This is a genomic window from Demequina activiva (assembly GCF_016862815.1).
GTDB lineage: Bacteria > Actinomycetota > Actinomycetes > Actinomycetales > Demequinaceae > Demequina > Demequina activiva.
In genome coordinates this window covers 486,449-511,405 of the sequence record NZ_BONR01000002.1, presented here as the reverse complement: position 1 = coordinate 511,405, position 24,957 = coordinate 486,449, and the positions used below count along the sequence as shown (strand labels likewise).

22 protein-coding genes are annotated in these 24,957 nt (G+C 70.3%); 14 read left to right on the top strand and 8 right to left on the bottom strand.

Annotated elements, in window-relative coordinates; all coding sequences use genetic code 11:
• Window positions 1-18: 18 nt before the first annotated feature.
• A complete protein-coding gene (gene sepH / locus Dac01nite_RS07210; RefSeq protein WP_203655083.1) occupies window positions 19-1,068 on the bottom strand; it encodes a septation protein SepH in 1,050 nt (349 codons plus the stop codon).
• Window positions 1,069-1,176: 108 nt separating this feature from the next.
• Between sepH and Dac01nite_RS07205 the strand changes: the two genes are divergently transcribed.
• The 6 genes from Dac01nite_RS07205 to Dac01nite_RS07180 all read left to right on the top strand — a co-directional run bounded on the left by Dac01nite_RS07205 (window position 1,177) and on the right by Dac01nite_RS07180 (window position 4,477).
• A complete protein-coding gene (locus Dac01nite_RS07205; protein ID WP_203655081.1) occupies window positions 1,177-2,001 on the top strand; it encodes an inositol monophosphatase family protein in 825 nt (274 codons plus the stop codon).
• A gap of 112 nt (window positions 2,002-2,113) precedes the next feature.
• Window positions 2,114-2,413 (top strand): DUF4193 domain-containing protein, encoded by a 300-nt coding sequence (locus tag Dac01nite_RS07200; protein ID WP_203655079.1) that lies wholly within the window; start codon window positions 2,114-2,116, stop codon window positions 2,411-2,413.
• A gap of 21 nt (window positions 2,414-2,434) precedes the next feature.
• A complete protein-coding gene (gene dut / locus Dac01nite_RS07195; protein ID WP_203655281.1) occupies window positions 2,435-2,869 on the top strand; it encodes a dUTP diphosphatase in 435 nt (144 codons plus the stop codon).
• Window positions 2,869-3,495, top strand: a complete 627-nt coding sequence (locus Dac01nite_RS07190; protein WP_203655077.1) for a DUF3710 domain-containing protein — start codon at window positions 2,869-2,871, stop codon at window positions 3,493-3,495. The genes dut and Dac01nite_RS07190 overlap by 1 nt, the downstream gene beginning before the upstream one ends.
• Window positions 3,492-3,764, top strand: coding sequence for an OB-fold nucleic acid binding domain-containing protein (locus Dac01nite_RS07185; protein WP_203655075.1), 273 nt, complete (start codon window positions 3,492-3,494; stop codon window positions 3,762-3,764). Before Dac01nite_RS07190 ends, Dac01nite_RS07185 begins: the two co-directional genes overlap by 4 nt.
• On the top strand, window positions 3,761-4,477 hold the full coding sequence (locus Dac01nite_RS07180) for a DUF3159 domain-containing protein (RefSeq protein WP_203655073.1): 717 nt from the start codon (window positions 3,761-3,763) through the stop codon (window positions 4,475-4,477). Before Dac01nite_RS07185 ends, Dac01nite_RS07180 begins: the two co-directional genes overlap by 4 nt.
• Here the strand turns inward: Dac01nite_RS07180 and Dac01nite_RS07175 are convergent.
• Window positions 4,395-5,081, bottom strand: a complete 687-nt coding sequence (locus tag Dac01nite_RS07175) for a potassium channel family protein (protein WP_203655071.1) — start codon at window positions 5,079-5,081, stop codon at window positions 4,395-4,397. The two genes, Dac01nite_RS07180 and Dac01nite_RS07175, sit on opposite strands and share 83 nt — an antisense overlap.
• Window positions 5,078-5,743, bottom strand: a complete 666-nt coding sequence (locus tag Dac01nite_RS07170; protein ID WP_239066564.1) for a potassium channel family protein — start codon at window positions 5,741-5,743, stop codon at window positions 5,078-5,080. Before Dac01nite_RS07170 ends, Dac01nite_RS07175 begins: the two co-directional genes overlap by 4 nt.
• 41 nt (window positions 5,744-5,784) lie before the next feature.
• Between Dac01nite_RS07170 and Dac01nite_RS12120 the strand changes: the two genes are divergently transcribed.
• From Dac01nite_RS12120 to dxs, 4 genes are all read left to right on the top strand, one after another.
• Window positions 5,785-7,683 (top strand): APC family permease, encoded by a 1,899-nt coding sequence (locus tag Dac01nite_RS12120; protein ID WP_239066563.1) that lies wholly within the window; start codon window positions 5,785-5,787, stop codon window positions 7,681-7,683.
• Window positions 7,680-8,885 carry a class I SAM-dependent RNA methyltransferase gene (locus tag Dac01nite_RS07165; RefSeq protein WP_239066562.1) on the top strand — a complete coding sequence of 402 codons (1,206 nt, stop codon included), beginning with the start codon at window positions 7,680-7,682 and terminating at the stop codon, window positions 8,883-8,885. Before Dac01nite_RS12120 ends, Dac01nite_RS07165 begins: the two co-directional genes overlap by 4 nt.
• A 64-nt stretch (window positions 8,886-8,949) precedes the next feature.
• On the top strand, window positions 8,950-11,763 hold the full coding sequence (locus Dac01nite_RS07160; protein ID WP_203655067.1) for an aconitate hydratase: 2,814 nt from the start codon (window positions 8,950-8,952) through the stop codon (window positions 11,761-11,763).
• An 83-nt stretch (window positions 11,764-11,846) separates the two neighbouring features.
• Complete coding sequence (dxs, locus tag Dac01nite_RS07155; RefSeq protein ID WP_203655065.1) at window positions 11,847-13,703, top strand: 1-deoxy-D-xylulose-5-phosphate synthase; 1,857 nt, start codon at window positions 11,847-11,849, stop codon at window positions 13,701-13,703.
• A gap of 33 nt (window positions 13,704-13,736) precedes the next feature.
• Here dxs and Dac01nite_RS07150 read toward each other — a convergent pair whose 3' ends face one another.
• Window positions 13,737-14,993 carry an HRDC domain-containing protein gene (locus Dac01nite_RS07150; protein WP_239066561.1) on the bottom strand — a complete coding sequence of 419 codons (1,257 nt, stop codon included), beginning with the start codon at window positions 14,991-14,993 and terminating at the stop codon, window positions 13,737-13,739.
• Window positions 14,990-15,550, bottom strand: a complete 561-nt coding sequence (locus Dac01nite_RS07145) for a DUF3000 domain-containing protein (RefSeq protein WP_203655063.1) — start codon at window positions 15,548-15,550, stop codon at window positions 14,990-14,992. The genes Dac01nite_RS07150 and Dac01nite_RS07145 overlap by 4 nt, the downstream gene beginning before the upstream one ends.
• Window positions 15,551-15,657: 107 nt before the next feature.
• On the opposite strand from Dac01nite_RS07145, the gene gnd reads away from it, so the two are divergent.
• The 3 genes from gnd to zapE all read left to right on the top strand — a co-directional run bounded on the left by gnd (window position 15,658) and on the right by zapE (window position 19,389).
• Window positions 15,658-17,094 carry an NADP-dependent phosphogluconate dehydrogenase gene (gene gnd / locus Dac01nite_RS07140; protein WP_203655061.1) on the top strand — a complete coding sequence of 479 codons (1,437 nt, stop codon included), beginning with the start codon at window positions 15,658-15,660 and terminating at the stop codon, window positions 17,092-17,094.
• 35 nt (window positions 17,095-17,129) lie between these two features.
• The gene (locus tag Dac01nite_RS07135; protein ID WP_203655059.1) at window positions 17,130-18,344 is read left to right on the top strand and encodes a carboxylate--amine ligase; all 1,215 of its coding nucleotides are present in this window, start codon (window positions 17,130-17,132) and stop codon (window positions 18,342-18,344) included.
• Between the two features lie 61 nt (window positions 18,345-18,405).
• A complete protein-coding gene (gene zapE / locus Dac01nite_RS07130) occupies window positions 18,406-19,389 on the top strand; it encodes a cell division protein ZapE (RefSeq protein ID WP_203655055.1) in 984 nt (327 codons plus the stop codon).
• A gap of 75 nt (window positions 19,390-19,464) precedes the next feature.
• Here zapE and Dac01nite_RS07125 read toward each other — a convergent pair whose 3' ends face one another.
• A complete protein-coding gene (locus Dac01nite_RS07125; RefSeq protein WP_203655039.1) occupies window positions 19,465-20,334 on the bottom strand; it encodes a polyphosphate kinase 2 family protein in 870 nt (289 codons plus the stop codon).
• A 123-nt stretch (window positions 20,335-20,457) separates the two neighbouring features.
• On the opposite strand from Dac01nite_RS07125, the gene Dac01nite_RS07120 reads away from it, so the two are divergent.
• Window positions 20,458-20,640 carry a hypothetical protein gene (locus Dac01nite_RS07120; RefSeq protein ID WP_203655037.1) on the top strand — a complete coding sequence of 61 codons (183 nt, stop codon included), beginning with the start codon at window positions 20,458-20,460 and terminating at the stop codon, window positions 20,638-20,640.
• 13 nt (window positions 20,641-20,653) lie between these two features.
• Here the strand turns inward: Dac01nite_RS07120 and treZ are convergent, their stop codons facing one another.
• Entirely contained in the window at window positions 20,654-22,390 is a 1,737-nt protein-coding gene (gene treZ, locus Dac01nite_RS07115; RefSeq protein WP_203655035.1) for a malto-oligosyltrehalose trehalohydrolase, read from the bottom strand.
• On the bottom strand, window positions 22,390-24,903 hold the full coding sequence (gene treY, locus Dac01nite_RS07110) for a malto-oligosyltrehalose synthase (protein WP_203655033.1): 2,514 nt from the start codon (window positions 24,901-24,903) through the stop codon (window positions 22,390-22,392). Before treY ends, treZ begins: the two co-directional genes overlap by 1 nt.
• Window positions 24,904-24,957: the final 54 nt, after the last annotated feature.

Here is a 24,957-nt window from a genome sequence, read left to right as displayed (position 1 = left end):
CCGTCCTCGCCGGGCCCGTCAGTCGTGCTTGGCGCCGAAGACGATCTCGTCCCAGCTGGGCACCGACGAGCGGCCGCGGCGTGCAGGCTTGGGCTCGGGGGTGCCACGAGGCGGCGTCTCCGGCTCGCCGGAGGCAACGTCGTCGTCGGCAGCACGCTGAGCCCGGCGGGCCGAGCCCGCGGGGTGGGGCATGGACTGCCCTGAGGGCCGCTCGGCAGCGAAGCCGACCTCCGCCTCTCGCGCGCGCTGCGCGGGACCGAAGCCCTCGAACTGCTCGTCATCGTCGTCCTCGAGGTCCTCGGCGTCGATGCTCTCGCGCGTGCCGCGTCGTTCGTGCAGATCCTCGAGCAGGAGCTCGGTGGCGGACGGCTCGTGAGGCTCATCGCCCGTGGCATCCGCCGCGACGGGCATCAGAGGACGCGACTGGTCGAGCGGAGCGTCGTCCGCCACGGGCTTCACCGCGCTGAGGTGACGCTTGGGGATCGGAACGTCCAGCAGCTCCGTCTCGGTCAGCCACCGCGACTCGTCGTCCTGGGCGGTCACGGCCCGCGCCGTGTGGTCGAACTCCCACAGCGCTCGCACGTTGCGGCCGTCCACGCGGTAGTCCGCGGCGACCTTCCACGGCTCCTCAGGCTCTCGCCACGCATCCCACTCCACGGCCTCCGGGTCCACACCGCGACCTGCGAGCCGGTCCGTGACGAGGTCCGCCAGCACCGGCGCTCCCGAGTCGCGGCCGATGCGCGTTCCCCGTGCGAGATCCGCGATGTATGCGCGCTCGGCGAGCACGGGCGCCTCGTAGCGCTCGAGGCCCTCCACGGGCTCTCCGGTCAGCTCAGACAGCTCGCGGGCGTTGAGGCCGCTGCGAATGCGCTGCTGGATCTCCTTGGGGCTCATGGTCGGGCGCGAAGGCTCGTCGTCGGCCGCAGGGCTCTGCGCACGTGCTCGGGTGAGGGCGACCGTGCGGCGCAGGTCGTCGGTGAGCTCCAGCTCGAACTGCTCGCCGTCGTCGGTCGCGACGATGAGGTGCTCGCCGTCGTCGGCGGCACGCACCAGTGTCAATCGCGTCATGGACTCAGAGTGCCACGCGGCGTCGTGGTTCGCGCGGCACGTCGCCCGGCGTGCCGGTTCTACAGCCGCGGGCACGGCGCACGCGGCGGGTGCGGCACGATGGGCGTCATGGACACCGCGCACGAGCTCCTCGACATCGCCCGACTGATCGCGAGCGAGACGGCCGCACTCATCCGGGATGGGCGCTCCGGCGCGCGGGTGCACGCGACCAAGTCCAGCGCGATCGACATCGTCACCCAGATGGACCTCGCAGCGGAGGCGCACCTGCGCGAACGGCTGTCGCAGCTGCGACCGGACGATGGGATCCTGGGCGAGGAGGGGGAGGACACGGCGGGCTCGTCGGGCGTGACGTGGATCCTGGACCCGATCGATGGGACGGTGAACTACCTGTACGGCCTCCCGCACTACGCCGTGTCGGTCGCGGCCGTCACCGGTCCGCCGAGGCCGCGCGAGTGGTCCGCGCTGGCCGGAGCCGTCGCGGACGGCTCGGGTGTCCTGTGGTCAGCCGCGCGTGGCGGTGGCGCCTTCAGGGATGGTCGACCGCTCCGGCGCGAGGATGCCCCGCCGCTCGAGTCCACCCTGCTGGCGACAGGGTTCCAGTACGTCGCGCAGCGGCGAGAGCGCCAAGGCGAGATCGTCACGAGCATGCTGGGTCAGGTGAGGGACATACGACGGCTGGGCGCGGCCTCGGTGGACCTGTGCCTGGTCGCGGCGGGCGCCATCGACGCGTACTACGAGCACGGCCTCCATGCGTGGGACTTCGCAGCCGCCGCGCTCATCGCGCAGGAGGCTGGTGTGAAGGTGGCCGGGCTCGACGGGGGCGCGGCCGACGAGCGGGTGCTCGTCGCCGCGCATCCCGACGTCTGGGACGACCTCGCGCACGCCCTGGTGCGAGCCGGCGCGGAGACGACATGGGACGCGCGGCGCGCCTAGAGTCGCGCTCGCAGACTTTTTGGGGCAGAATGCGTGCGCTCGGGGGAACAAAACGACCCCCGCGCGCATTCAGTACTCACACACAGACGTACGGTGAAGGGACGAATGCCTGATGGCAACCGATTACGACGCACCCCGCAAGACTGACGACGAGATCTCGGCAGACTCCATCGAGGAGCTGAAGGCCCGTCGCAGCGACAAGTCCTCCGGGGTCGTCGACGAGGACGAGGCAGAGGCGGCAGAGGGCTTCGAGCTGCCGGGCGCTGACCTGTCCGGCGAGGAGCTCTCGGTCCGAGTGCTGCCCGCACAGCAGGACGAGTTCACCTGCATGTCCTGCTTCCTGGTCCACCACCGCAGCCAGCTGGCCTCCTTCGAGAAGGACCAGCCCATCTGCTCGGAGTGCGCGGCCTAGCTCGCGTCTCCGGTGACCTCCATGGACGTGCTGGTCAGCACGACAGACGCCGACGTTCCGCTGCCCGCGTACTCCCACCCCGGGGACGCGGGCGCGGACATCACCACCCGCGTGGACGTCGAGCTCGCGCCAGGGGAGCGCGCCACCGTCCCGACGGGCGTGCGCGTGGCTCTGCCTGACGGGTACGTCGCACTGGTCCACCCTCGCTCCGGCCTCGCCGCGCGCTCGGGCGTCACGATCGTGAACGCCCCTGGAACGGTCGACGCGGGCTACCGCGGCGAGATCTCCGTGACCCTCCTCAACACTGATGCGCGTCAGACCGTGCGCCTGGCGCGTGGCGACCGCATCGCCCAGCTCGTGATCCAGCGCGTCGAGCGGGCAGCCTTCGTGCACGTCGAGGAGCTGCCTGGCTCTCACCGTGCCGAGGGCGGCTTCGGCTCCACGGGAGCGTCCTGATGAGTGACGACGCACCCGCGCCCTTCGACGATGGCCTGGGCGACATCGAGCCCGCGGACGGGCCATGGAGCCTGGCCGACGCACCCGCCGAGAGGATGTTCATCAGCTGCGGCCCACTGAGGCTGCCGGCGTTCGGCAGCATGCACGCACGGCTCGAGTTCGATGCCAAGACCAGGCGCATGGGCGCGGTCTCCGTTCACATCGCGGACTGCGAGGCCCAGATCCAGGTCATCGCCGCTCCACGCGGCCAGGGCCTGTGGACGGACATGCGTCGCTCGATCACCGCCAAGGTCAAGAAGCAGCCCGGCTTCCAGCAGACCGTCGAGGGGCGGTTCGGGCCCGAGCTGTTCGCGACGGTCACCGGGCGTGATCGCGCGGGACTGCTGCGCGACACCACCATTCGGTACGTGGGAATCGACGGCGACCGCTGGGTGCTCCGCGCCGTGGTGACGGGCCCCTCGGTGGCGGAGGACTCCACGATCGCCCGGGTGGACGCGTTCCTCTCGCAGTGCGCGGTGGAGCGTGGCGACGAGGCGATCCCCACCGGCACCGTGCTCGAGCTGACCCCGCCTGCGGGAGGACCGGCACGGACTGCGGCACCGGCGCCGGATCTCGAGGCGCCGTGAGCGCCGTGGCAACGCCCATCCGTGAGCTGAACGCGCGTGAGATGGCGACGGTGGAGGGCCGCGTGGTGGCGATCACCGTGGAGCCTCACGACGCAGCTCCACGTCTCACCGCTCGCATCGACGACGGCACCGGACGCATCGACGCGGTCTTCATGGGCAGGCGATCGATCGCCGGCATCGAGCCTGGCGCACGCGTGAGCGTGGCGGGGCGCGTGTGCGAGGCGGACGCGGCGCTGCGCCTGTTCAACCCGCGCTTCGAGATTCGATGACGCCCGGGCAGTCGGACCCTGACCGCCGCGAGGACACGACGGCCGAGGTCGAGCCGGCTCGTGCCGGACGGCTGGGCGAGGTGCTCACGGGCGACGAGTTCTCCTTCACGGAGGCGGTGGGAGGATGGCGCGGGTTCATCGAGTCCGCGGCGCCCGGGGTGGTCTTCGTCATCGCCTACCTCGGCTGGGGCGGCTGGCTCATCCCGGTGATCGCCTCGGTCGCGACGGTCGCGGCCCTCGTGCTCGTGCGTCTGATCCAGCGCTCCTCCGTCCAGCAGGCACTGGCAGGCGTGCTCGGTGTCGGAATCGGCGCGATCTGGGCATGGCGCTCGGGCGATGCCGGCGGCTACTTCGTGCCTGGCCTGTGGGCCAATGGCCTGTATCTCGCCGCCTTGCTGGCGTCGATGGCGGTGCGGTGGCCAGCCGTGGGGATCGTCGTGGGCCTGCTCAAGGGCTGGGGCACCTCGTGGAGAGCCGATGCTCGGGTCATGCGCATGATGCAGCTGGGCACGGCGGTGGTCGCCGCCATGTTCGCCCTGCGCCTGGCCGTGCAGCTGCCGCTCTACCTGGCAGGAGCGGTCGTTGCCTTGGGGACCGCGAAGCTGGCGATGGGGGTGCCGCTCTTCGCGCTCACTCTGTGGCTGGTGTGGCTGCTGGTGCGGAACGCAGCACCACGTTCAACTCCTCAGGATCCGCCTCCGACGACACGATGAACAGCAGCTCGTCGTGACTCTCGAGCGTGTCGTTCGGGCTCGGCGCGATGGTGCGATCGCCTCGGACGATGCACGACAGCACGATCTCCGAGGGCCACGCGATCTCCCGGACGGTCGCACCGACCACCGGCGCATCGGCCGGCAGGGTGACCTCCACGATCGACGCCCCTGACTGGTGGAAGGTGAAGACCTTCACGAGGTCGCCCACCGCCACTGCCTCCTCGACCATCGCCGTCATGATGCGGGGGGTGGACACGGCGACGTCGACGCCCCACTGTGCGTCGTACATCCACTCGTTGCGCGGGTTGTTGACGCGGGCGACCGTGCGCGGGACGCCGAACTCGGTCTTGGCGAGGAAGGACACGACGAGGTTGACCTTGTCGTCGCCGGTCGCGGCGACGACCACGTCCATGGTCTCCGTGCGCGCCTCGCTCAGCGCCGCGAGCTCGCAGGCGTCGGCGAGCATCCAATCCGCCTCCGCGACCTGCGCGATGCGCATGCCGGTGGGATTGTTGTCCATGAGCACCACGTCGTGGCCGTGCTCGAGCAGGTCGCGTGCGATCGAACGCCCCACGGAGCCTGCGCCGGCGATCAGGACCTTCATGAGCGCACCCCCGGCGGTCGCGACAGGGCTCTCGTGACGCTGTCCGTGGCGTCGGAGCCGACGATCAGGTGGAGCGCGTCGCCCGACTGCAGCGTGGTGGAGCCCTGGGGCAGCACACCCTCGCCGAACCGCTGCAGGTACGCGACGCGCGCACCGGTGGCCTCCTCGATCTGCTCGACCGAGCGGCCCAGCCAGCCGTCGCTGTACGCGACGGACCTGAGCGTCACGCCGGCGGCCTCGTCCGCATACTTCGCGTCAGTGCCGCCCGGCAGCAGATGCGACACGATCTGAGCGCTGGTCCACGGCACCGGGGCGACCGTGCGGATGCCCAGCCGGTCGTACACCTCCGCACGCCCTGGATCGGAGATGCGTGCGACGACGTTCTCGACACCGTAGGTCTCGCGCACGACGCGCGCGGCGAGGATGTTCGAGTTGTCGCCTGACGAGACGGCTGCGAAGGCGTAGGCGTCCTCGACCCCGGCGGACACCAACGTGTCGCGGTCGAAGCCCACTCCTGTGATGCGCTGGCCCTGGAAGTCCGAGGGGAGTCTGCGGAAGGCGTCGCCCAGCCTGTCGATGATGGCGACGGAGTGTCCACGAGACTCGAACTCGGATGCGAGGGCGGCGCCGGTGCGGCCGCAGCCCATGATCACGATGTGCACGAGAACCCACGCTATACCCGTCCGGCCTAGGATGGTGCGACGTGCGACGTATTCTGCAGGGTCTGCGCCGGCTGGTGTTCGGCCAGCCCATCGCCACGGACGCGCTCACTCCGGTGACGCTGCGGACGCGGCTCGCCCTGCCCGTGTTCGGAGCGGGGATGCTCTCCGCGGTCGCCTACGCCCCTGACGCAGTGGTGGACGCGCTCCGGCGCGGCAGCCAGCAAGGTGCGATCCCGTACATGGCCGTGGGCGTGGTCAGCATCATGCTGCTGCTCGGCTTCGCGTACCGCTCGAACGTGCGCGCCCGCCCGGACAACCTGGGCGACTACGGCACGGTGCGCGACCTCCTCGGCCGCCGCTACGGCGTCGTGACAGGTGCCGCACTGCTGGTCGACTACCTGTTCACCGTGGCGGTGTCGGTCGCGGCCGTCACGCAGCTGGTGGCCTATCTGATCCCGCAGCTGCGACCCTGGGTGGGGCTGATCGGCGTGGGACTCATCGGCGTGATGACCCTCGTGGGCCTGCGGGTGGTGCGCGACCGTGCCCGGGTGCTGCTGGCCGTGTGGTTCGGCTTCCTGCTGGTGGTCGCGGTGATGCTCGTGTACGGCGTGGCCCGCCACGCGGCCGAGGCCTCGAGCCCGATCGCCGCGAACCCGCCCACCACGTGGACGATCGTCCTCGCCTACGCGGGCGCGATCGCCTCCGGTGCGGTCATGGTCACCGGCATCGAGCATCTCGCGTCGGCGGCGCCCAACCACGCGGAGCCTCGCGCGAGGCGCGCTGGTCGCACGCTCCTGATCGCGGTGTCCGCCTCTGCGGCCGCGTTCCTCACCGTGTCGCTGCTGGCGTGGTCCTACCGCATCACCGGATGGGCCGATGGACCCATCCTCCTCCAGACCGCCGAGCAGGTGTTCCGCCAGCCGGTCACGATCTGGGTGGTGGCGGTCGCCGCCGCCGCGATCCTCTATGCCGCCGCGACCGCGGTGTTCCGACGGTTCTCGATCCTCGCGTCCTCGCTGGCACGCGACGCCTACCTGCCCCGCCAGCTCTCCATGACGAACGACCGTCTGGTGGTGCGTGGAGGCATCCTCACGGTCGCGGTCGCCTCCGCCGTGATGGTGGTCGCGACGGGCGCGAATGTCGAGACCCTCATCCACATGTATGTCGTGGGAGCGTTCGCGGCGATCGTCCTCAGCCAGGTCGCGATGGTCCGCCACTGCACCGAGCGGCTGCAGCTCGCAACCGAGCCGGGCGACCGACGTCGCCTGGCGCGGGACCGGGTGCTCCATGGGACCGCGGCCGTGGTCGCCGCGGGCGTGTGGATCATCGTCGCGGTGTTCAACTTCCTCAACGGAGCCTGGCTCGCGATCGTGATGATCATCGGCCTCGTGGCCCTGATGCACGCGATCAACCGCCACTACGCGGCTGTGCGGGGCGACGTCACGCTCGAGCGCAAGGACCGCAACGTCGCGCTTCCCAGCGCCACGCACGGCGTGGTGCTGGTGGCGCAGCTGCACCGGCCCGCGATGCGCGCTCTCGCGTACGCGAAGGCGGCGCGCCACTCCTCCCTCGAGGCAGTAGGGGTCCAGATCGAGGCCGATGCCGCGCGGGAGCTCCAGCGACAGTGGGGGAAGATCGACTCCGGCGTCCCGCTCGTGATCCTCGACTCCCCGTATCGCGACCTCGTCCGACCCGTGCTCGACTACGTGGCGTCCATTCACCGGAGCAGCCCTCGCGACGTGGTCGTCGTCTACGTCCCCGAATACATCGTGGGCCGATGGTGGGAGCGGTTCCTGCACAACAAGGCCACCAAGCGACTGCGCTCCCAGCTGCTGGGCCTCGACTCCGTGGTCGTCTCGGCCGTTCCGTGGCACCTCGAGTCCGCGCGCGACCGCCGCGCCGCGGAAGAGGTCCCGCCGCCAGGGGAGCAGCTGCCGTGACGGAGCCGGATCTCGTCAGGCTCGAGGTGGGTGCGCCGGCCCATGGCGGACACTGCGTGGCGCGTCACGATGGCCGTGTCGTGTTCGTTCGCCACGCGCTGCCGGGAGAGGTGGTGGAGGCACGGCTCACCGAGCATGCGGCCGATGCGAGCTTCTGGAGAGCGGATGCCGTCGCCGTCCTGGAGGCGTCACCCGACCGCGTGGAGTCGCCGTGGCCGCAGGCGGGAGCCGGCGGAGCCGGCGGGGGAGAGCTGGGCCATGTGGCCCTCCCTGCCCAGCGGGCGTGGAAGCTCGCCGTGCTGCGGGAGGCCTTCGAGCGCTTCGCGCACCAGGAGTTTCCGGGCGCCGTTCACGCGGCGCCAGGCGACGATGACCGGGGTGGCCTGGCCTACCGGACGCGCGTGAGCGCCGTCGCGGATGCCGAGGGACGTGCGGCGATGCATGGCTTCCGTGCTCCGGACCTGCACGTCCTGTCCGCCATGCCCCTGGCCGTTCCCGAGGTCGAGGAGGCGCTGCTCGGGCGCCGCTTCCCCGCAGGGGCACGCGTCACCGTGGTCGCGCCATCCGACTCCGAGCTGCGAGTGCTGATCGACGGACAGCCCTCGCGCGGAGGCAAGGTCGACTCGCGCCCCAACGCTCCGCGTGCGGTCCGCGAGGTGGTGCACGTGGGCGATCGCTCGTGGCACTACCGGCTGGACGCGTCGGCGTTCTGGCAGGTCCATCGCGAGGCTCCGGCCGTGCTCGTGCGAGAGGTCCTCGACCGCATCGGCGAGGCGGGGCGCGTGATGGACCTCTACGCAGGGGCGGGTCTCTTCACGCTGGCCCTCGCCGATGGCGGGTGCGAGGTCCTCTCCGTCGAGGCCGATGCCCGCGGTGCGGGCGCGGCGCGCAGGAACGTCCACGACCACCCCACGGTCACCGTGGTCGAGGGCGACGTGAGGCGCACGCTCGAGGAGGGTGCCGGCCCCGCCGATGCGGTGGTGCTCGACCCGCCGCGCTCGGGAGCCGGGCGCCGCACGGTCGAGGCGCTCACGGCAGTGGACGCGCAGCGTCTGGTGTACGTCGCGTGCGACCCCGTCGCGCTCGCACGCGACACGGCTCTGCTGTCCGAGCGCGGCTACGCGCTGGTCGAGGCGGAGGCGTTCGATCTGTTCCCCATGACTCACCACGTCGAGACCGTGGCGACCTTCCAGCGGCGCTGAGCGACCGCATCGGCCGTCCTCGAGGGCCGATAGGATGGTCGCAGACTGCTACGAAGGAGACTGCATGAGCGAGAACACCCTGGGAGCGAAGGCCACGCTGGATGTCGCGGGCCGTGAGTACGAGATCTACCGCCTGGGCGCTGTTCCAGGGCTTGAGAAGCTCCCGTACTCGCTCAAGGTGCTCGCCGAGGCGCTGCTGCGCACCGAGGACGGCAAGAACATCACCGCCGACCACGTGCAGGCGCTCGCATCGTGGGACCCGCAGGCGGATCCCGACACCGAGATCCAGTTCACGCCCGCGCGCGTCGTGATGCAGGACTTCACGGGCGTGCCCTGCGTGGTCGACCTCGCCACGATGCGCGAGGCAGTCGTCGAGCTCGGCGGCGACCCGTCCGTCATCAACCCGCTCGCGCCCGCAGAGATGGTCATCGACCACTCGGTCGTGATCGACGTGTTCGGCCGCAGCGACGCCCTGCAGCGCAACACGGACCTCGAGTACGAGCGCAACCGTGAGCGCTACCAGTTCCTCCGCTGGGGTCAGACGGCGTTCGACAACTTCAAGGTGGTCCCCCCGGGCACGGGAATCGTTCACCAGGTGAACCTCGAGTACCTCGCCCGCGGCATCATGACCAAGGACGCCGACGGCGTCACGCAGGCCTACCCCGACTCGTGCGTGGGCACGGACTCGCACACCACCATGATCAACGGCCTGGGAGTGCTGGGCTGGGGCGTGGGAGGCATCGAGGCCGAGGCCGCGATGCTCGGCCAGCCGGTGTCGATGCTGATCCCCAAGGTCGTGGGCTTCAAGCTCACCGGCGAGATCCCCGCCGGCGCCACCGCCACCGACGTGGTGCTCACCATCACCCAGATGCTTCGCGAGCACGGCGTGGTGGGCAAGTTCGTCGAGTTCTACGGCGAGGGCGTGGGCGCGGTGCCGCTCGCGAACCGCGCGACCATCGGCAACATGTCGCCCGAGTTTGGCTCGACGGCCGCGATCTTCCCCATCGACGGCGTCACCATCGACTACCTGAAGCTCACCGGGCGCTCGCCCGAGCAGGTCGCGCTGGTCGAGGCGTACTGCAAGGAGCAGGGCATGTGGCACGACCCCTCCGCCGAGGGCTATGTCGAGCCGGTGTTCTCCGAGTACCTCGAGCTCGACCTGTCCACCGTGGTGCCGTCGATCGCCGGCCCCAAGCGTCCGCAGGACCGCATCGAGGTGACGAACGCCAAGGCCGCCTTCTCGCAGTCGATCCTGAACTACGTGGACCACGAGGCCTCGAAGTCGCAGGGCCTGGACGAGTCCGTCGAGGAGACCTTCCCCGCGTCCGACCCCATCGCTGCCGAGGCCCACGCCGGGGACGCTCCCGAGCCGCGGGAGACCAGCTCCGAGATCGCCAAGCGTCGTCCGCACAAGCACGTGCCGCTCACCATGGCCGACGGCACGGAGACCGCTCTGGATCACGGAGCCGTCGTGATCGCGTCGATCACCTCGTGCACCAACACGTCGAACCCCTCGGTGATGCTGGCGGCCGCGCTCCTGGCGCGCAATGCCAACCGCAAGGGACTGAACGTGAAGCCCTGGGTCAAGACGTCGATGGCGCCGGGCTCGCAGGTGGTCACCGACTACTACGAGAAGGCCGGGCTGTGGCCCGATCTCGAGGCGCTGGGCTACCACCTGGTGGGCTACGGCTGCACCACGTGCATCGGAAACTCGGGCCCGCTGCCCGAGGAGGTCTCGCAGGCGGTCAACGACAACGATCTCGCCGTGGTCTCGGTGCTGTCCGGCAACCGCAACTTCGAGGGGCGCATCAACCCCGACGTCAAGATGAACTATCTCGCGTCGCCGCCGCTCGTGATCGCGTACGCGCTCGCCGGCACCATGGACCACGACTTCGACTCCGACCCGCTGGGCACGGACTCCGAGGGCAACGACGTGTTCCTGCGCGACATCTGGCCCGATGCCCAGGAGGTCGAGTCGATCGTCCAGTCCTCGATCACCGAGGAGATGTTCGCGAAGGACTACGCGGATGTGTTCGCGGGTGACGAGCGCTGGACGGGACTTCCCACGCCCGACGGCAAGACGTTCGAGTGGGCGGATGACTCCACCTACGTGCGCAAGCCCCCGTACTTCGAGGGCATGGGAGCCGAGCCGGAGCCGGTCGAGGACATCGCGGGAGCACGCGTGCTCGCGCTGCTGGGCGACTCCGTCACGACGGACCACATCTCGCCCGCCGGTGCGATCAAGGCCGACAGCCCCGCCGGCGTGTACCTGGCGGACAACGGTGTCGAGCGCCGTGACTTCAACTCGTACGGGTCGCGTCGCGGCAACCACGAGGTGATGATCCGCGGCACCTTCGCGAACATCCGGCTCAGGAACCTTCTTCTCGACGGCGTCGAGGGCGGCTTCACGCACAACTTCGTGACGGGTGAGCAGGACACCATCTACGACGCCGCGCAGGACTATGCGGCCTCGGGCACGCCGCTTGTGGTGCTCGCGGGCAAGGAGTACGGCTCCGGCTCCTCGCGCGACTGGGCAGCCAAGGGCACGCGACTGCTGGGCGTGCGAGCCGTCATCACGGAGAGCTTCGAGCGCATCCACCGGTCGAACCTCATCGGCATGGGCGTCCTGCCGCTGCAGTTCCCCGCGGGCGAGAGCGCCGGGTCGCTGGGGCTCGACGGAACCGAGACGTTCGACATCGTCGGCGTCTCGGCGTTCAGCGCCGGTGAGCACCCTCGCACCCTTCCGGTGAAGGCCACCAAGGCCGACGGCTCCGTGGTCGAGTTCGACGCCGTGGTGCGCATCGACACCCCTGGTGAGGCGGACTACTTCCGCAACGGTGGCATCCTTCAGTACGTGCTCCGTTCGCTGGTCGCCTGAGCGAGTCGACATCGGGGGCGCGTCGCACGGTGCGCCGTGCCCCTGCACGTACAGTGGAGAGACGTCATCCCGAGGGAGGGTTCGTGCTGGAGCGCATCGAGTCGCCGCATGATCTGCGCGGCCTGACTGCGGATGAGCTCACCGAGCTCTCCCAGGAGATCCGGGACTACCTGGTGGCCTCCGTGTCGCAGACCGGCGGGCACCTGGGGCCCAACCTGGGCGTCGTCGAGCTCACCATCGGACTGCATCGCGTCTTCGACTCGCCACGGGACACGATCGTGTTCGACACCGGGCACCAGTCCTACGTGCACAAGCTGCTCACCGGTCGCCGCGACTTCTCGGGCCTTCGCACACGCGAGGGTCTGGCCGGCTACCCGCAGCGATCCGAGAGCGATCACGACGTGGTCGAGAACTCCCACGCCTCGACCGCGCTGTCCTGGGCCGCTGGGATCGGGCGCGGTCGCACCCTTCGCGGCGACAAGGACCGCACCACCGTCGCGGTGATCGGCGACGGCGCGCTCACGGGCGGCATGGCGTGGGAGGCCTTGAACTCCCTCGCCGCGGCACAGGACCGCGTCGTCATCGTCGTCAACGACAACGGTCGTTCGTATGCCCCGACGATCGGCGGGCTCGCGCGCAGGCTCGACGGTATCCGCACCGACCCCCGCTACGAGCAGTTCCTCGGATGGGGCAAGAGGACGTTCGAGAATCGGGGTCCGTGGCGCAGCTTCACGTACCGCACGGTGATGCATGGCAAGCGTGCTCTCAAGGGTCTCATCACCGAGCCGGGCATGTTCGACGACCTGGGCATCAAGTACGTGGGGCCGGTGGACGGCCACGACCTCGAGCAGGTCGAGGCGGCGCTGACGCACGCACGCGACTACGGCGCGCCCGTGATCGTGCACGTCCTCACCGAGAAGGGTCGTGGGTACACGCCCGCGGAGGAGGACGTCGCCGATCGCTTCCACGCCGTGGGCAAGATCCATCCTGAGACCGGCCTTCCGGTCAAGCCGTCGAGGTTCGGGTGGACCAAGGTGTTCGCCGAGGAGATGGTCGAGGTCGCACGCGAGCGCGAGGACGTGGTCGCGCTCACCGCCGCCATGCTGGCGCCCGTGGGCCTGCAGCCCATGGCGAACGAGTTCCCCGACCGCGTGATCGATGTGGGCATCGCCGAGCAGCATGCGGTCACGAGCGCGGCAGGGCTCGCCTTCACCGGCTACCACCCTGTGGTCGCGGTGTACGCGACCTTCCTGAACCGCGCCTTCGACCAGGTGCTGATGGACGTCGCGTTGCACGGCGCGGGCGTGACCTTCATGCTCGACCGCGCGGGCATCACGGGCGACGACGGTCCCAGCCACAACGGCATGTGGGACATGGCGCTGTTGAGGCACGTGCCGGGGCTGCGCATCGCAGCGCCGCGCGACGCGCCCACGATGCGCCGCGCGTTCCGAGAGGCCGTTGACGTGTCCGATGCGCCCACGGTGGTGCGCTATCCCAAGGGGCCGGTGGGCGACGACCTCCCCGCGCTGAGGACGTCCGGAGACATCGAGGTGCTGGCCGAGCATGGAGACAGCCCCCAGGTGGTGGTCTTCGGGCTGGGATCGATGGCGCCCACCGCGATCGATGCCGCGGAGAAGATCGCCGCGAACGGCGTCGACGTGGTCGCCGCGACGGCCAACTGGGTGCATCCCGTGCCGGCGGGGCTGCTCGACATCCTGGGCTCCGCGAAGCTGGTGGTCACGGTCGAGGATGGCCTGTCCGATGCGGGCATGGGCGAGGAGTGGGCAGCGTACGCGCGCCTGGCAGGAAACGACGCGCGATGGCTGCACCGCGGGGTGCCGCGAGAGTTCCTGCAGCACGCCTCGCGCCCTCAGGTGATCGAGCAGGTAGGCCTGGACGCCTCGGCGATCGCGGACGACGCGATCGCGGCGCTCGACTGACGGAGCGGCACTCGGCCCCGAGGCCGCGTCGGCTCAGTCCTCGCTCGCGTCCGCCTCCGACTCCGCCTCGGCCGCGTCGAAGGACTCCGCGAGCATCGGCGCGAGCAGGTCGATCTGCCACGGACGCGCCCCGCGCCCAGCCAGGAAGTCGCGAATCCACTGCTCGCCACCGCCGCGGTACTCCCAGCAGCATCGGCGCAGGGCGTCGGGCTGCAGGAGGTTCTCCGCGGGGACATCGTGCCTCTCGACGAGCGCGGTCACATCGTCACGAGCATGCGCCAGTCGCGCGGCGGCGTCGGGCCGCTTCTCGCGCCACATGCGCGGCTGCGGAGGACCGTCTCCGCGCGGCCCGCGCTTGGGGGGCAGCTCCCGGTCGGGCAGGGCCATGGCCGCTTCGATCGCGGGATACCAGTGGGGGGCACGCCGCTTGGTGCCCTTGGACTGCCACTCGCGCACGCGCAGCAGGGCATCCAGCGAGGCGGGCCTGGCCTGAGCCGCGGCCACGATCGCCGCGTCGCGCAGCACCCGCCCGGGGGAGACGTCCCGACGCTGCGCATCCTTGTCGCGCGCCTCCCACAGAGACTTGACGATCGCCAGGCCACGCTGGTCGCGGATCTGATGGGAGCCAGAGGTGCGCCGCCACGGATCGACACGCGGCTCGGGCGGGGGAGCCGTGCGCACCGCCTCGAACTCCTGGCGCGCCCACTCCAGCTTGCCGGCCTCGACCAGGTGTGCGTGGAGGCCGTCGCGCAGGTCCAGCAGAACCTCCACGTCCAAGGCGGCGTACACGAGCCACGAGTGCGGCAGCGGCCTGGTGGACCAGTCCTGCGCCGAGTGCTCCTTGGCGAGCGCGAAGCCGAGCTCGCGCTCGACCACCGCGGCCAGCCCCACCTTGGGCCAGCCGAGCAGGCGTGCGGCCAGCTCCGTGTCGAAGACCGATGCCGGGGTCAGGCCCAGGTCGCGCATGCCGGGCAGGTCCTGGCTGGCGGCGTGGAACACCCACTCGGCGTCACCGAACGCCGCGTTGAGGGACGACAGGTCGGGGAGCGCGTCCGTGTCGATCAGAGCGATGCCCGCCCCGGCGCGCTTGAACTGCGCGAGATACGTGGCCTGTCCGTAGCGGAAGCCTGAGGCGCGTTCCGCGTCCGCCGCGATCGGCCCATGCCCCGCGGCGAACCGCTCGGCCATCGCGGCCAGCTGCTCCTCGGTCTCGATGACGTCGGGCACGCCCTCGGCGGGTTCGAGCAGGGGAGTGGGAGGGGTCTCCTCCTCCGGCGTCGTCTCGGTCACCGGGCGGCTCCGGGCAGCATGCTCACTCCTTCGGGAAGCGGGGGTACGCCGGCGCAGGCGGCCAGCAGGTCCGTCCAGGCGACGATGTGGGGCTCCAGGTCGGCGTCCTCCGCGGTCCAGGACACTCGCAGCTCGACCTGGACCTGCGAGGGTCGCGAGGCGAGATCGCCGTACGAGCGCGACGTCACCTTCGTGACCGTGCCGCTGCGCGCATGGTGGGGCACGCCCTCGAGCGCCTCGCCCAGCCACGACCACGCCACGTCAGACCACATGTCGTCGCCGCCCACCTCGTCCTCGACCTGTGCCTTCACGAGCGCCACGATCCGCAGCACGCCCTCCCATGCCTCCTGGCCGTCGGGGTCATGCAGCACGACGAACCGCCCTGACGCCTCCGTGTCCGGAGCGTTCACCTCACCCTCGATCGCGATCGCGAACGGGGCGATGCGGGACGGCGCCGGCGTCTCGACCAGTGTCACATCGGCGCGTGTGCGGGCGTGCTGAAGCGACCGCAGGGCCTCCTGGAACAGGGGCGGCGCCGAGGCGTGGTCGCGTGCCATGCGTTGAGCCTAGGTGTGCGCTTGTGCGGCCACGGGTTCGCCACGCGGTGAGCGCCCACTAGGCTAGGCGCGTACCCCGACCCCCCTTGACGTTGAAGGACGCAATCATGGCGCTTGCTCAGATCGGTGTGACCGGACTCGCGGTGATGGGCCGCAATCTGGCCCGCAACTTCGCCCGCAACGGGTTCACGGTGGCGGTGCACAACCGCTCGCCCCAGAAGATGCACTCCCTGGTCGAGGAGCACGGATCCGAGGGCGACTTCATCGGCGCGGAGTCGCTCGAGGACTTCGTTGCGTCGCTCGAGAAGCCGCGCAAGGTCGTCGTGATGGTCCAGGCAGGCGGCCCCACCGACGCCGTGATCGACGCGCTCACCCCGCTGCTGGATCAGGGCGACATCATCGTCGACGCCGGCAACGCGCTCTACACGGACACCATGCGCCGCGAGAAGGACCTCGCCGCGAAGGGTCTGCACTTCGTGGGCTCGGGCGTCTCGGGCGGCGAGGAGGGCGCCCTCCTGGGACCCTCGATCATGCCTGGTGGACCGGCTGAGTCGTACGTCACCCTGGGACCGATCCTCGAGAAGATCGCCGCCAAGGCGGAGGACGGCACGCCGTGCTGCGTGCACATCGGCCCCGACGGTGCCGGGCACTTCGTCAAGATGGTGCACAACGGCATCGAGTACGCGGACATGCAGCTCATCGGCGAGGCCTACGACCTCCTGCGCACGGGACTCGACCTCGAGCCTGCCGAGATCGCGGACATCTTCGCCGAGTGGAACCAGGGCGACCTCGAGTCCTTCCTGATCGAGATCACCGCCGAGGTGCTGCGCCAGACCGACGCACGCACGGGCAAGGCGCTCGTGGACGTGATCAAGGACGAGGCCGGTCAGAAGGGCACCGGCCGCTGGACCGTCAAGTCCGCGCTCGACCTCGGCGTACCGGTGACGGGCATCGCCGAGGCGACGTTCGCTCGCGCCATCTCCTCGCAGGTCGCGCAGCGCCAGGCCGCGCGCGGGGTGCTCGCCGCGCACACCGAGCCGTTCGCGCTCGAGGACCGCGAGGCGTTCGTCGAGGACGTGCGACTCGCGCTCTACGCCTCGAAGGTGGTCGCCTACGCGCAGGGATTCGACCAGATCCAGGCGGCGTCCGAGGAGTTCGGCTGGAACATCGTCAAGGGCGACATGGCGAAGATCTGGCGCGAGGGCTGCATCATCCGGGCGCGCTTCCTGGACCGCATCACGGAGGCGTTCGAGCGCGACGCGTCCCTTCCCAGCCTGCTGGTCGACCCGTACTTCGTCGACGCGGTCGCGAACGGCGTCTCGTCGTGGCGCCGGGTGGTCGCGCAGTCCGCTCTCACGGGCGTGCCTGCCCCCGCCTTCTCCTCGTCGCTCGCGTACTACGACTCGCTGCGCGCGGAGCGCCTGCCGGCCGCACTGATCCAGGGCCAGCGTGACTTCTTCGGCGCGCACACGTACAAGCGCATCGACGGCGAGGGCACCTTCCACACGCTGTGGTCGGGCGATCGCTCCGAGGTCGAGGCCTGAGCCGCGCCGCTGGCGCTCACCGAGAGGCGGCACGCGTGATCCCCGTCGTGGTGGGTGGCGACATCGGCGCCTACGCGCTGCTGCGCGCTTTCCACGATCACTCGGGGGTGCGTGGCGTGGTGGTGTCCAGGCTCCAGACGCGCGCATTCGCGGACACGCGCATCGCGGACGTCCGCATCGCAGACGTGGACGACGCCGATGCACTGGTCGCCTCGCTCGTCGAGCTCGCTCAGGAGCGCGCGGGAGAGCGGCTCGTGCTGCTGTCCAACGCGGATTGGTACGTCGAGTCGATCATCGCCAGGCGGGCAGAGCTCGAGCCACACTTCGAGATCCCCCTGTGCTCCGCGGGCGCGTTCGCACGCGTCGAGTCGAAGGAGGCGTTCCAGGAGGACTGCCTGGCGCTGGGCATCCCGGTCCCGCTGACGGTTCCGGTGCGCTTCGACTCCGGCCGCGGCGTGCCCGACGGCGACCTCGACGCCCTGACCTACCCGGTGATCGGCAAGGCGAGCTCATCTGCCGAGCACCATCGCGCGGAGTATCCGGGGAAGCTCAAGGTGCAGCACCTGGCGACCCGAGCGGAGGTCGACGACCTCCTCGCGCGCATCGGCTCGTCGGAGTTCGCCGGCACCTATCTGCTCCAGGAGTTCATCCCTGGCGACGAGACGCAGATGCGCTCGCTGACCGCGTACCGCGACTCCCGCGGCGAGGTCACGCTGCTGTGCACGGGCCGCGTGCTGCTCGAGGAGCACACGCCGGGGACGCTGGGCGTTCCTGCGGCGATCCTCACCGAGCCGTACTCGGACGCGATGGACGCCATGGTGCGCTACCTCGAACGCGTCGACTACCGCGGCTTCGCGAACGCGGACTACAAGCGCGATCCACGCACCGGGCAGCATGTGTTCTTCGAGGTCAACCCGCGCATCGGCCGCAACAACTGGTACGTGACCGCGGCCGGCGCGAACCCCGCTTGGTTCGTGACGGCGGACCTCGATGGCGAGGAGATCGAGCCCGTCCGTGCCACGAGCGAGGTCCTGTACTCGGTCGTGCCGCTCTCGCTGCTCCTGCGCTACCTCCTCGACGGATCGCTGAGGGCGCGGGTGGCGAAGGTCGCGAAGCGCGGCGTCGCACGCCCGCTGCACAACCCTGCCGATGGTTCGCTGCGCCGGCGCCTGACCATCGCCGCCCTCACGTTCAACTACCGCCGCAAGTACCGTGAGTTCTATCCGGAGGCCACGGAGACCGGGCACTAGTCGCGCCGGGCCGGGGGTTCGGTGCCCGGCGGAGCGCTCGCGCGTCAGTAGGGTGTGGTGCATGACCGCTCGCCTCGTCGGACGGCGACCGCACGTCGAGCCCGAGGCTCTCATCGCGGCGCTGGTCCCCCCACCGCACTTCGCGAAGGCCACGTTCGCCTCCTACGTCCCGGATCCGGACTTTCCCAGTCAGGAGGCGGCCGTCGCCGAGGTGAGGGCGTTCGCGAAAGGGGTGGGGCGCCGCGGGCTGGGCGCGCTGCGGCGGGCGAGCGGGGGACGCGGGATCTACCTCGACGGCGGATTCGGCGTCGGCAAGACCCACCTGCTGGCGGCGCTTGCTCACGAGGTGGGACGGAGCGCGGTCTTCGGCACCTTCGTCGAGTACACGCACCTGGTGGGAGCCCTGGGCTTCCAGTCCACCCGTGCGGCGCTCCAGGACTTCTCGGTGGTGTGCATCGACGAGTTCGAGCTCGACGATCCTGGCGACACGGTGCTGATGGCACGGCTCATGCGCGAGCTCGCCGATGCCGGGGTGGCGATCGCCGCGACCTCCAACACCCTCCCGGGCTCGCTGGGCCAGGGCCGCTTCGCCGCCGACGACTTCAAGCGCGAGATCCAGGCCCTCTCGCATGTGTTCGAGGTGATCACCATCGACGGCCCGGACTACAGGGGCCGAGGCGACCTCGCCTTCCCGGCGCCCGCCACCGTGGACCAGGTGCTCAGCGCGTGTGCCGGGGACGATGCCGCGTGCGAGGACTGGGGCGCGCTCATGGAGGACCTGACGCACGTCCACCCGAGCCGCTACGGCGCCTACGTCGAGGGGGTCGCCGTGCTCGGGCTGCGCGGCGTCACGCCCTTGCCCGACCAGGCTCAGGCGCTGCGCGTGGTGTCGTTGGTCGACCGTCTGTACGACCGGGACGTGCGCATCATCGCGTCGGGCCATTCCCTGGGGGAGATCTTCTCGCAGGACATGCTTCGAGGCGGATTCCGCAAGAAGTACTACCGCGCGCTGAGCCGCCTGCTCGCGATGGTCGCGGGGGAGTAGGTCACGGGCCCGTGGGGCATGCGGTCCGGCAGCGTCACCACCGAGGTTCAGGCGGCCCGACGGGGCAACGGGCCCTCAGACCTCCTTGGAGCGCAGCCGCGCGATCCGCTCCCGCTCCGCCTGAACGTCGAAGTCGGCCTGCGGCCACCCGAGCTCGAGTGACTCCAGTGCCGAGGCCAGCAGCTCCGTGACGGCGAGTCGCGCGTACCACTTGTTGTCCGCAGGGATCACGTGCCACGGCGCGCTCGGCGTCGAGGTCCGGTCCAGCACAGCCTGGTAGGCCTCCATGTACGCGGGCCAATGCGCGCGCTCGTCCAGGTCGCCAGGGTTGTACTTCCAGTGCTTGTCCGGGCGCTCCAGGCGTTCCTCGATGCGGTTCAGCTGCTCCTCCGGCGACACCATGAGCGCGCACTTCACGATGGTCGTGCCCCGCTCAGCCACCTGCGCCTCCCACTCGTTGATCTCCGAGTAGCGGCCTTGCCAGACGGCCTCGGGCACCAGACCGTGGACCCGCACCACCAGCACGTCCTCGTAGTGCGAGCGGTCGAACACGCCGATGCGCCCGGCCTGCGGCAGCGCTCGGTCGATGCGCCACAGGAAGTGATGCGCGCGCTCCTCCTCGGTGGGCACGCCGAACCCTCTGCTCGCCACGCCCTGCGGATCGACCATGCCGAGAACGTGGCGGACGATCCCGCCCTTGCCCGCAGTGTCCATGCCCTGCAGCACGAGCAGCATCGAGCGATCCCCGCCCGCACGGCCGTGGGCGTACAGCCGCTCCTGCAGCTCGGCGAGGTCCGCGCCTCGCCGCTCCATCAGACGCTCGGCATGCTTCTGCGCGCCCTCGAAACCCGGCGTCGCGGCGGCATCGAAGCTCTCGAGGCGGAAGCCGTGGTCGACGCGCAGTGCGTGCGCCGGGTGCTCGCGCCAGTGCGATCTCTTGCCCATGGGCGGCTCCTCGTTGGCCGTGCGTGATGGTGCCTCCACGCTAGTGCACCGCACGCCGCGCGGTGCGGCGTGCGCACTGCTAGACAGGGATCGTCAGCGAGCGGCCCGACGGAGGGACAGGACATGAGCAACGGCGGTTCGGCAGCAGCGGGTGGAGGCGCCATCTACGGGATCGGCATCTTTGGTGCGATCGTGTACTACTGGCAGGTCGCCGACGGCTTCTGGGAGCACGTAGGCGCATTCTTCCAGGGCCTGGTGTGGCCGGCGTTCATGGTCTACGAGGGATTTCAGGCGCTCGGCGCCTGAGCCTCGCTTCGCGTCAGGCCGCGGCGACAGCCGCGACCGCGTCCGGAGCGAGAGTGAGAGCGCCGTCGTGGTGCGAGACCTCGCCGAATGTCGCCAGGGGAGACGATCCCTCGACGGTGATGGGCGCATCGGTCAGGTTCGCATGCACGGTCACGGGACCGTGCAGGGTGAGCGCGCGGGGCGCGGACTCGGAGATCGCCGGCGGGTGCGCCTCCCACGCCTCGCGAGGGCCGATGAGCGGGCGCAGCGCCATCAGGTCCGCGACCCAGGCGCGGATCGCGTCGTGGCCAGCGCTCGCGGCACCGATGCCGGAACCGAGCTTGGAACGCAGGAAGGTGAGGCGGTCCTGGGGGTCTGGCACCTGCACCGAGCCCCCATAGAGCTCCTCCCAGCCGTGCCCGCCGAACTCGCTCATCCTCCCCTCGCTCACGGCGCTGCCCAGCGGCTCGTCGTGATCGGTGAAGAACATGAAGGGCCGGGTCTCGCCGTACTCCTCGCCCATGAACAGCATGGGGGTGAACGGCGACAGCAGCACCAGCGCGAGCGACGTCGCCTGCGCACCAGGGGAGAGCGAGGAGGAGGGGCGGTCGCCGATGGCCCTGTTCCCCACCTGATCGTGGTTCGAGGCGCACACCACGAAGCGGCGACGGTCCACCTCCGGCGCGACGGGCGCGCCCCAGGTGCGGCCCCGGAACGGCGAGTGCGTGCCGTCGTGCCAGAACACGGAGCGGAACACCTTGTCGAGCGCCTCGACGGAGCCGAAGTCGACGTAGTATCCGTGTCGCTCGCCCGTGAGGTACGCGTGGATCGCGTGGTGCACATCGTCGTTCCACTGCGCCGTCATGCCCAGTCCCCCCTGCGAGGTGGGCGTGACCATGCGCGCGTCGTTCAGGTCCGATTCCGCGACCAGAGACAGCGGTCGCCCCAGCCGCTCTGACAGCGCGGCCGTCTCGTCCGAGAGCTGCGCGAGGATGTGGCGTGGCGAGTCGTCGCGGATCTCATGCACCGCATCGAGACGCAAGCAGTCCACGTGGAAGTCCTCGAACCACCGTAGCGCGTTGTCGCAGATGAAGCGGCGCATGCCATCCGCCTCGTCCTGGTCGACGTTCACCGCCCAGCCCCACGGGGTGTCATGCGCATCCGTGAAGTACGGACCGAACTTCGAGAGGTAGTTGCCGTCCGGTCCCAGGTGGTTGTACACGACGTCGAGGCAGACGCCCAGGCCGGCGCGGTGCGCGGCGTCCACGAAGCGCTGGAGGGCCTCGGGCCCGCCGTACGCCTCGTGCACGCCGTAGAGCGAGACCCCGTCGTAGCCCCAGCCGCGCCTGCCCGGGAAGGGGGCGAGCGGCATGAGCTCCACGATGTCGATCCCGGTGGCCTTGAGATCGGGGAGCTGGACGATCGCAGCGTCGAGCGTGCCGGTGGGAGTGAACGTGCCCACGTGGAGCTCGTAGAGGACCGATCCCAGCGCGTCCACACCGCCCCATCCGGAGTCCTGCCAGCGGTGGCGTCCCGGATCGAAGGCTCGCGACGGACCGTGGACGCCGTACGGCTGCTCCGCGCTGCGCGGGTCCGGCCAGGGACCCTCGCCGTCGACCTCGAACGCGTAGTCGGTGCCAGGCGGCACCTCCGGGCCCGTCCACCATCCGTCGTCACCGCGCGTCAGCACGGCACGGTCACGCTCGCCGTCGGGCTCGCCGATCACGGCGACCACCGCATCGGCCGTGGGGGCCCAGACCTGGAGCCGCATCAGTCGGTCACCAGCAAGGCGACGGGCAGCGATGGCAGCAGCTCGCTCAGATCCACCGCACCTCCCTCGAAGGTGCGCCCGCTGAGGACGTCCGTCCAGGAGCCGTCCGGCAGGGTCACCGTGTGCTCGCGCCAGCCGCCCAGCTGCTCGAGATCCAGACCCAGCCGCGTCGCGACGGTGATGACGCGAGCCTCGTCATCCACGGTGCGCGCGAACACCACCGCGTGACCCGAGGACGATGGCAGCGGGTGATAGCCGGCGGCATCGCCGATGAAGGCCTCGGGGTGGTCGCGGCGCAGGTGCAGCGCCCGGGCGGTCACCAGCAGCTTCTCCTCGCTCAGCGTCTTGGGGCGCGCCCGGCCGCTGAGCCGCGCGAGTGCCTGCGCGCGGGCGTCGAAGTCCACGGGCCGGCGGTTGTCCGGATCCACCAGCGATGGAGCGAGCATCTCAGTGCCTTGGTAGACATCGGGCACCCCAGGCATGGTGAGCTGGATGAGCTTCATCGAGAGCACTCCTGCTCGCACGCCTGCGGCGACCGAGCGGTGCCACCCGCGCACGATCTCGCGCACCTGCGTATCGGCATGACTGGACTGCGCGAACCACAGGACGGCGGACTCGTAGTCCGTGTCGACCCCCGTCCAGGTGGTGGCGGTCTTGGCTTCGCGCATGGCCTTGATGAGGTAGCCCTCGAGCCTGTCCCACTCCATGAACTCGCGCTCGTCCGAGGTCCCCACCAGCGTCTGCCACCACAGGTTCTCCGTGCGTCCGTCCAGCAGGGCGGGGCGGATCCGCGCGGTCGCGTCCTGAAGCCGGGTCACGGTGGCGTCCCACTCCTCGGATGCCTCCGAGAGCACCGACAGGCGTGCCCGCACGTCCTCGGAGCGCTTGGTGTCGTGCGTGGTGAGCGAGGTCATGGCGTGGGGGAAGGAGTGCTGCTGCTCGTCAGCCCATGCGTGAAACCCTGCGGGCGGCAAGGCGAAGCGGCCTGCGGGCGAGCCCACCTCGCACAGAGGCAGCAGGTGAGTCCAGCGGTAGTACGCGGTGTCCTCGATGCCCTTCGCCATCACCGCTCCGCAGGCCTGCTGGAAGCGGGTGATGAGCTCCCGGCGGTTCGCGTCGCCGGTGCGCCCGGCGCTGCCCACCTCGGCCCCCTTGAGCAGGTCCACGAGCACCTCGAGGGTCTCGTGGCGCTCGTCGTCGAGCTGCACCAACGCGCGCTCGACCGCGTGGTCGATCGCTTCCAGGGAGGGCTGCTTGGGCGGCACGCCAGCGACCACGTAGGCGCGATAGCGATCGAAGGTGACGAGGAGGGTGCGGATGCAGTCATAGAGCGACCGCCAGGTGTGGTCGCGCAGGCGCACGTCGGAGTGGCAGATCTCGTGCGCGATGGAGGCCAGTCGGTGGACCTCCGATGACAGCGAGTCCTTGACGATCTCTCGCTTGGCCTCGTTGATCATCTCCGGCAGCGTGCCCATGGCATCGCCGGTGACGCGGTGCAGCGTCGCGGCCAGGGGCGAGGAGCCGGCGGGGTCCCGCAGCAGAGCTCCCACCCGCCACGCGGCGTCGTAGCCCGTGGTGCCGGCGGTCTTCCAGGACTTGGGCAGCTGCTCGTCGCCCTCGAGGATCTTCTCGACCACGATCCACGCGCCGTCGGTGGCGTCGTGGAGGCGTGCGAGGTAGCCGGCAGGGTCCGCGAGGCCGTCCGGGTGGTCGATCCGCAGGCCCTGCAGGGTGCCGTCCTTCACGAGGTCGACGATCACGCGGTGCGTGGCCTCGAACACGTCCTCGTCCTCGACGCGCACGGCGACGAGGGACCCGACGTCGAAGAAGCGCCGGTAGTTGAGCTCCTCGTTCGCCACTCGCCAGTAGGCGAGCCGGTAGTGCTGCTGGTCCACGAGGTCTGCCATGGGCAGGTTCTCCGTGCCCTCGCGCACGGGGAACACGTGCTCGTAGTAGCGCAGCACGGGGACCTCGCCGCGCTCCTCGAAGCCCGGCACCACCATCGTGTCGAGCGAGAGCTCGCCTGCCGCGAGCACGGTGCCGATGCGCTGTCCCAGCACAGGCATGAGGACCGGGTCGCCGCTGGACCAGTCCACGTCGAACCAGTGGGCATGGTCCGACTCCTCGCCTTCGGCGAGCACCGACCACAATGCGGTGTTGTGATACGCCGGGGTGGGGACGGCCATGTGGTTGGGAACCACGTCCGCGATGAGGCCGATGCCGCGCTCGCCCGCCTTCCACGACAGCTCCCGAAGCTGTTCGACGCCTCCCAGGGACGCGGCGATGCGGGAGTGGTCGACCACGTCGTAGAAGTGCGTCGACCCTGGGGCGGCCTCGAGGACGGGGGAGAGGTAGAGGTGCGTCACGCCCAACGCCTCGAAGTAGTCGAGCCGCTCCGCTGCGTCCGCGAACGTGAAGTCCGCGCTCAGCTGCAGGCGGTACGTCGATCCTGGCACTGGAGCATCGGCGCGGTGGCCGTGCCGGCGCGTGCGTTCGTGACTGGTCTCTGACATCGAGTCGCGTCCCCATTCGTTACGGTCACCGCCATCCTCGCAGATCGGCGTGAC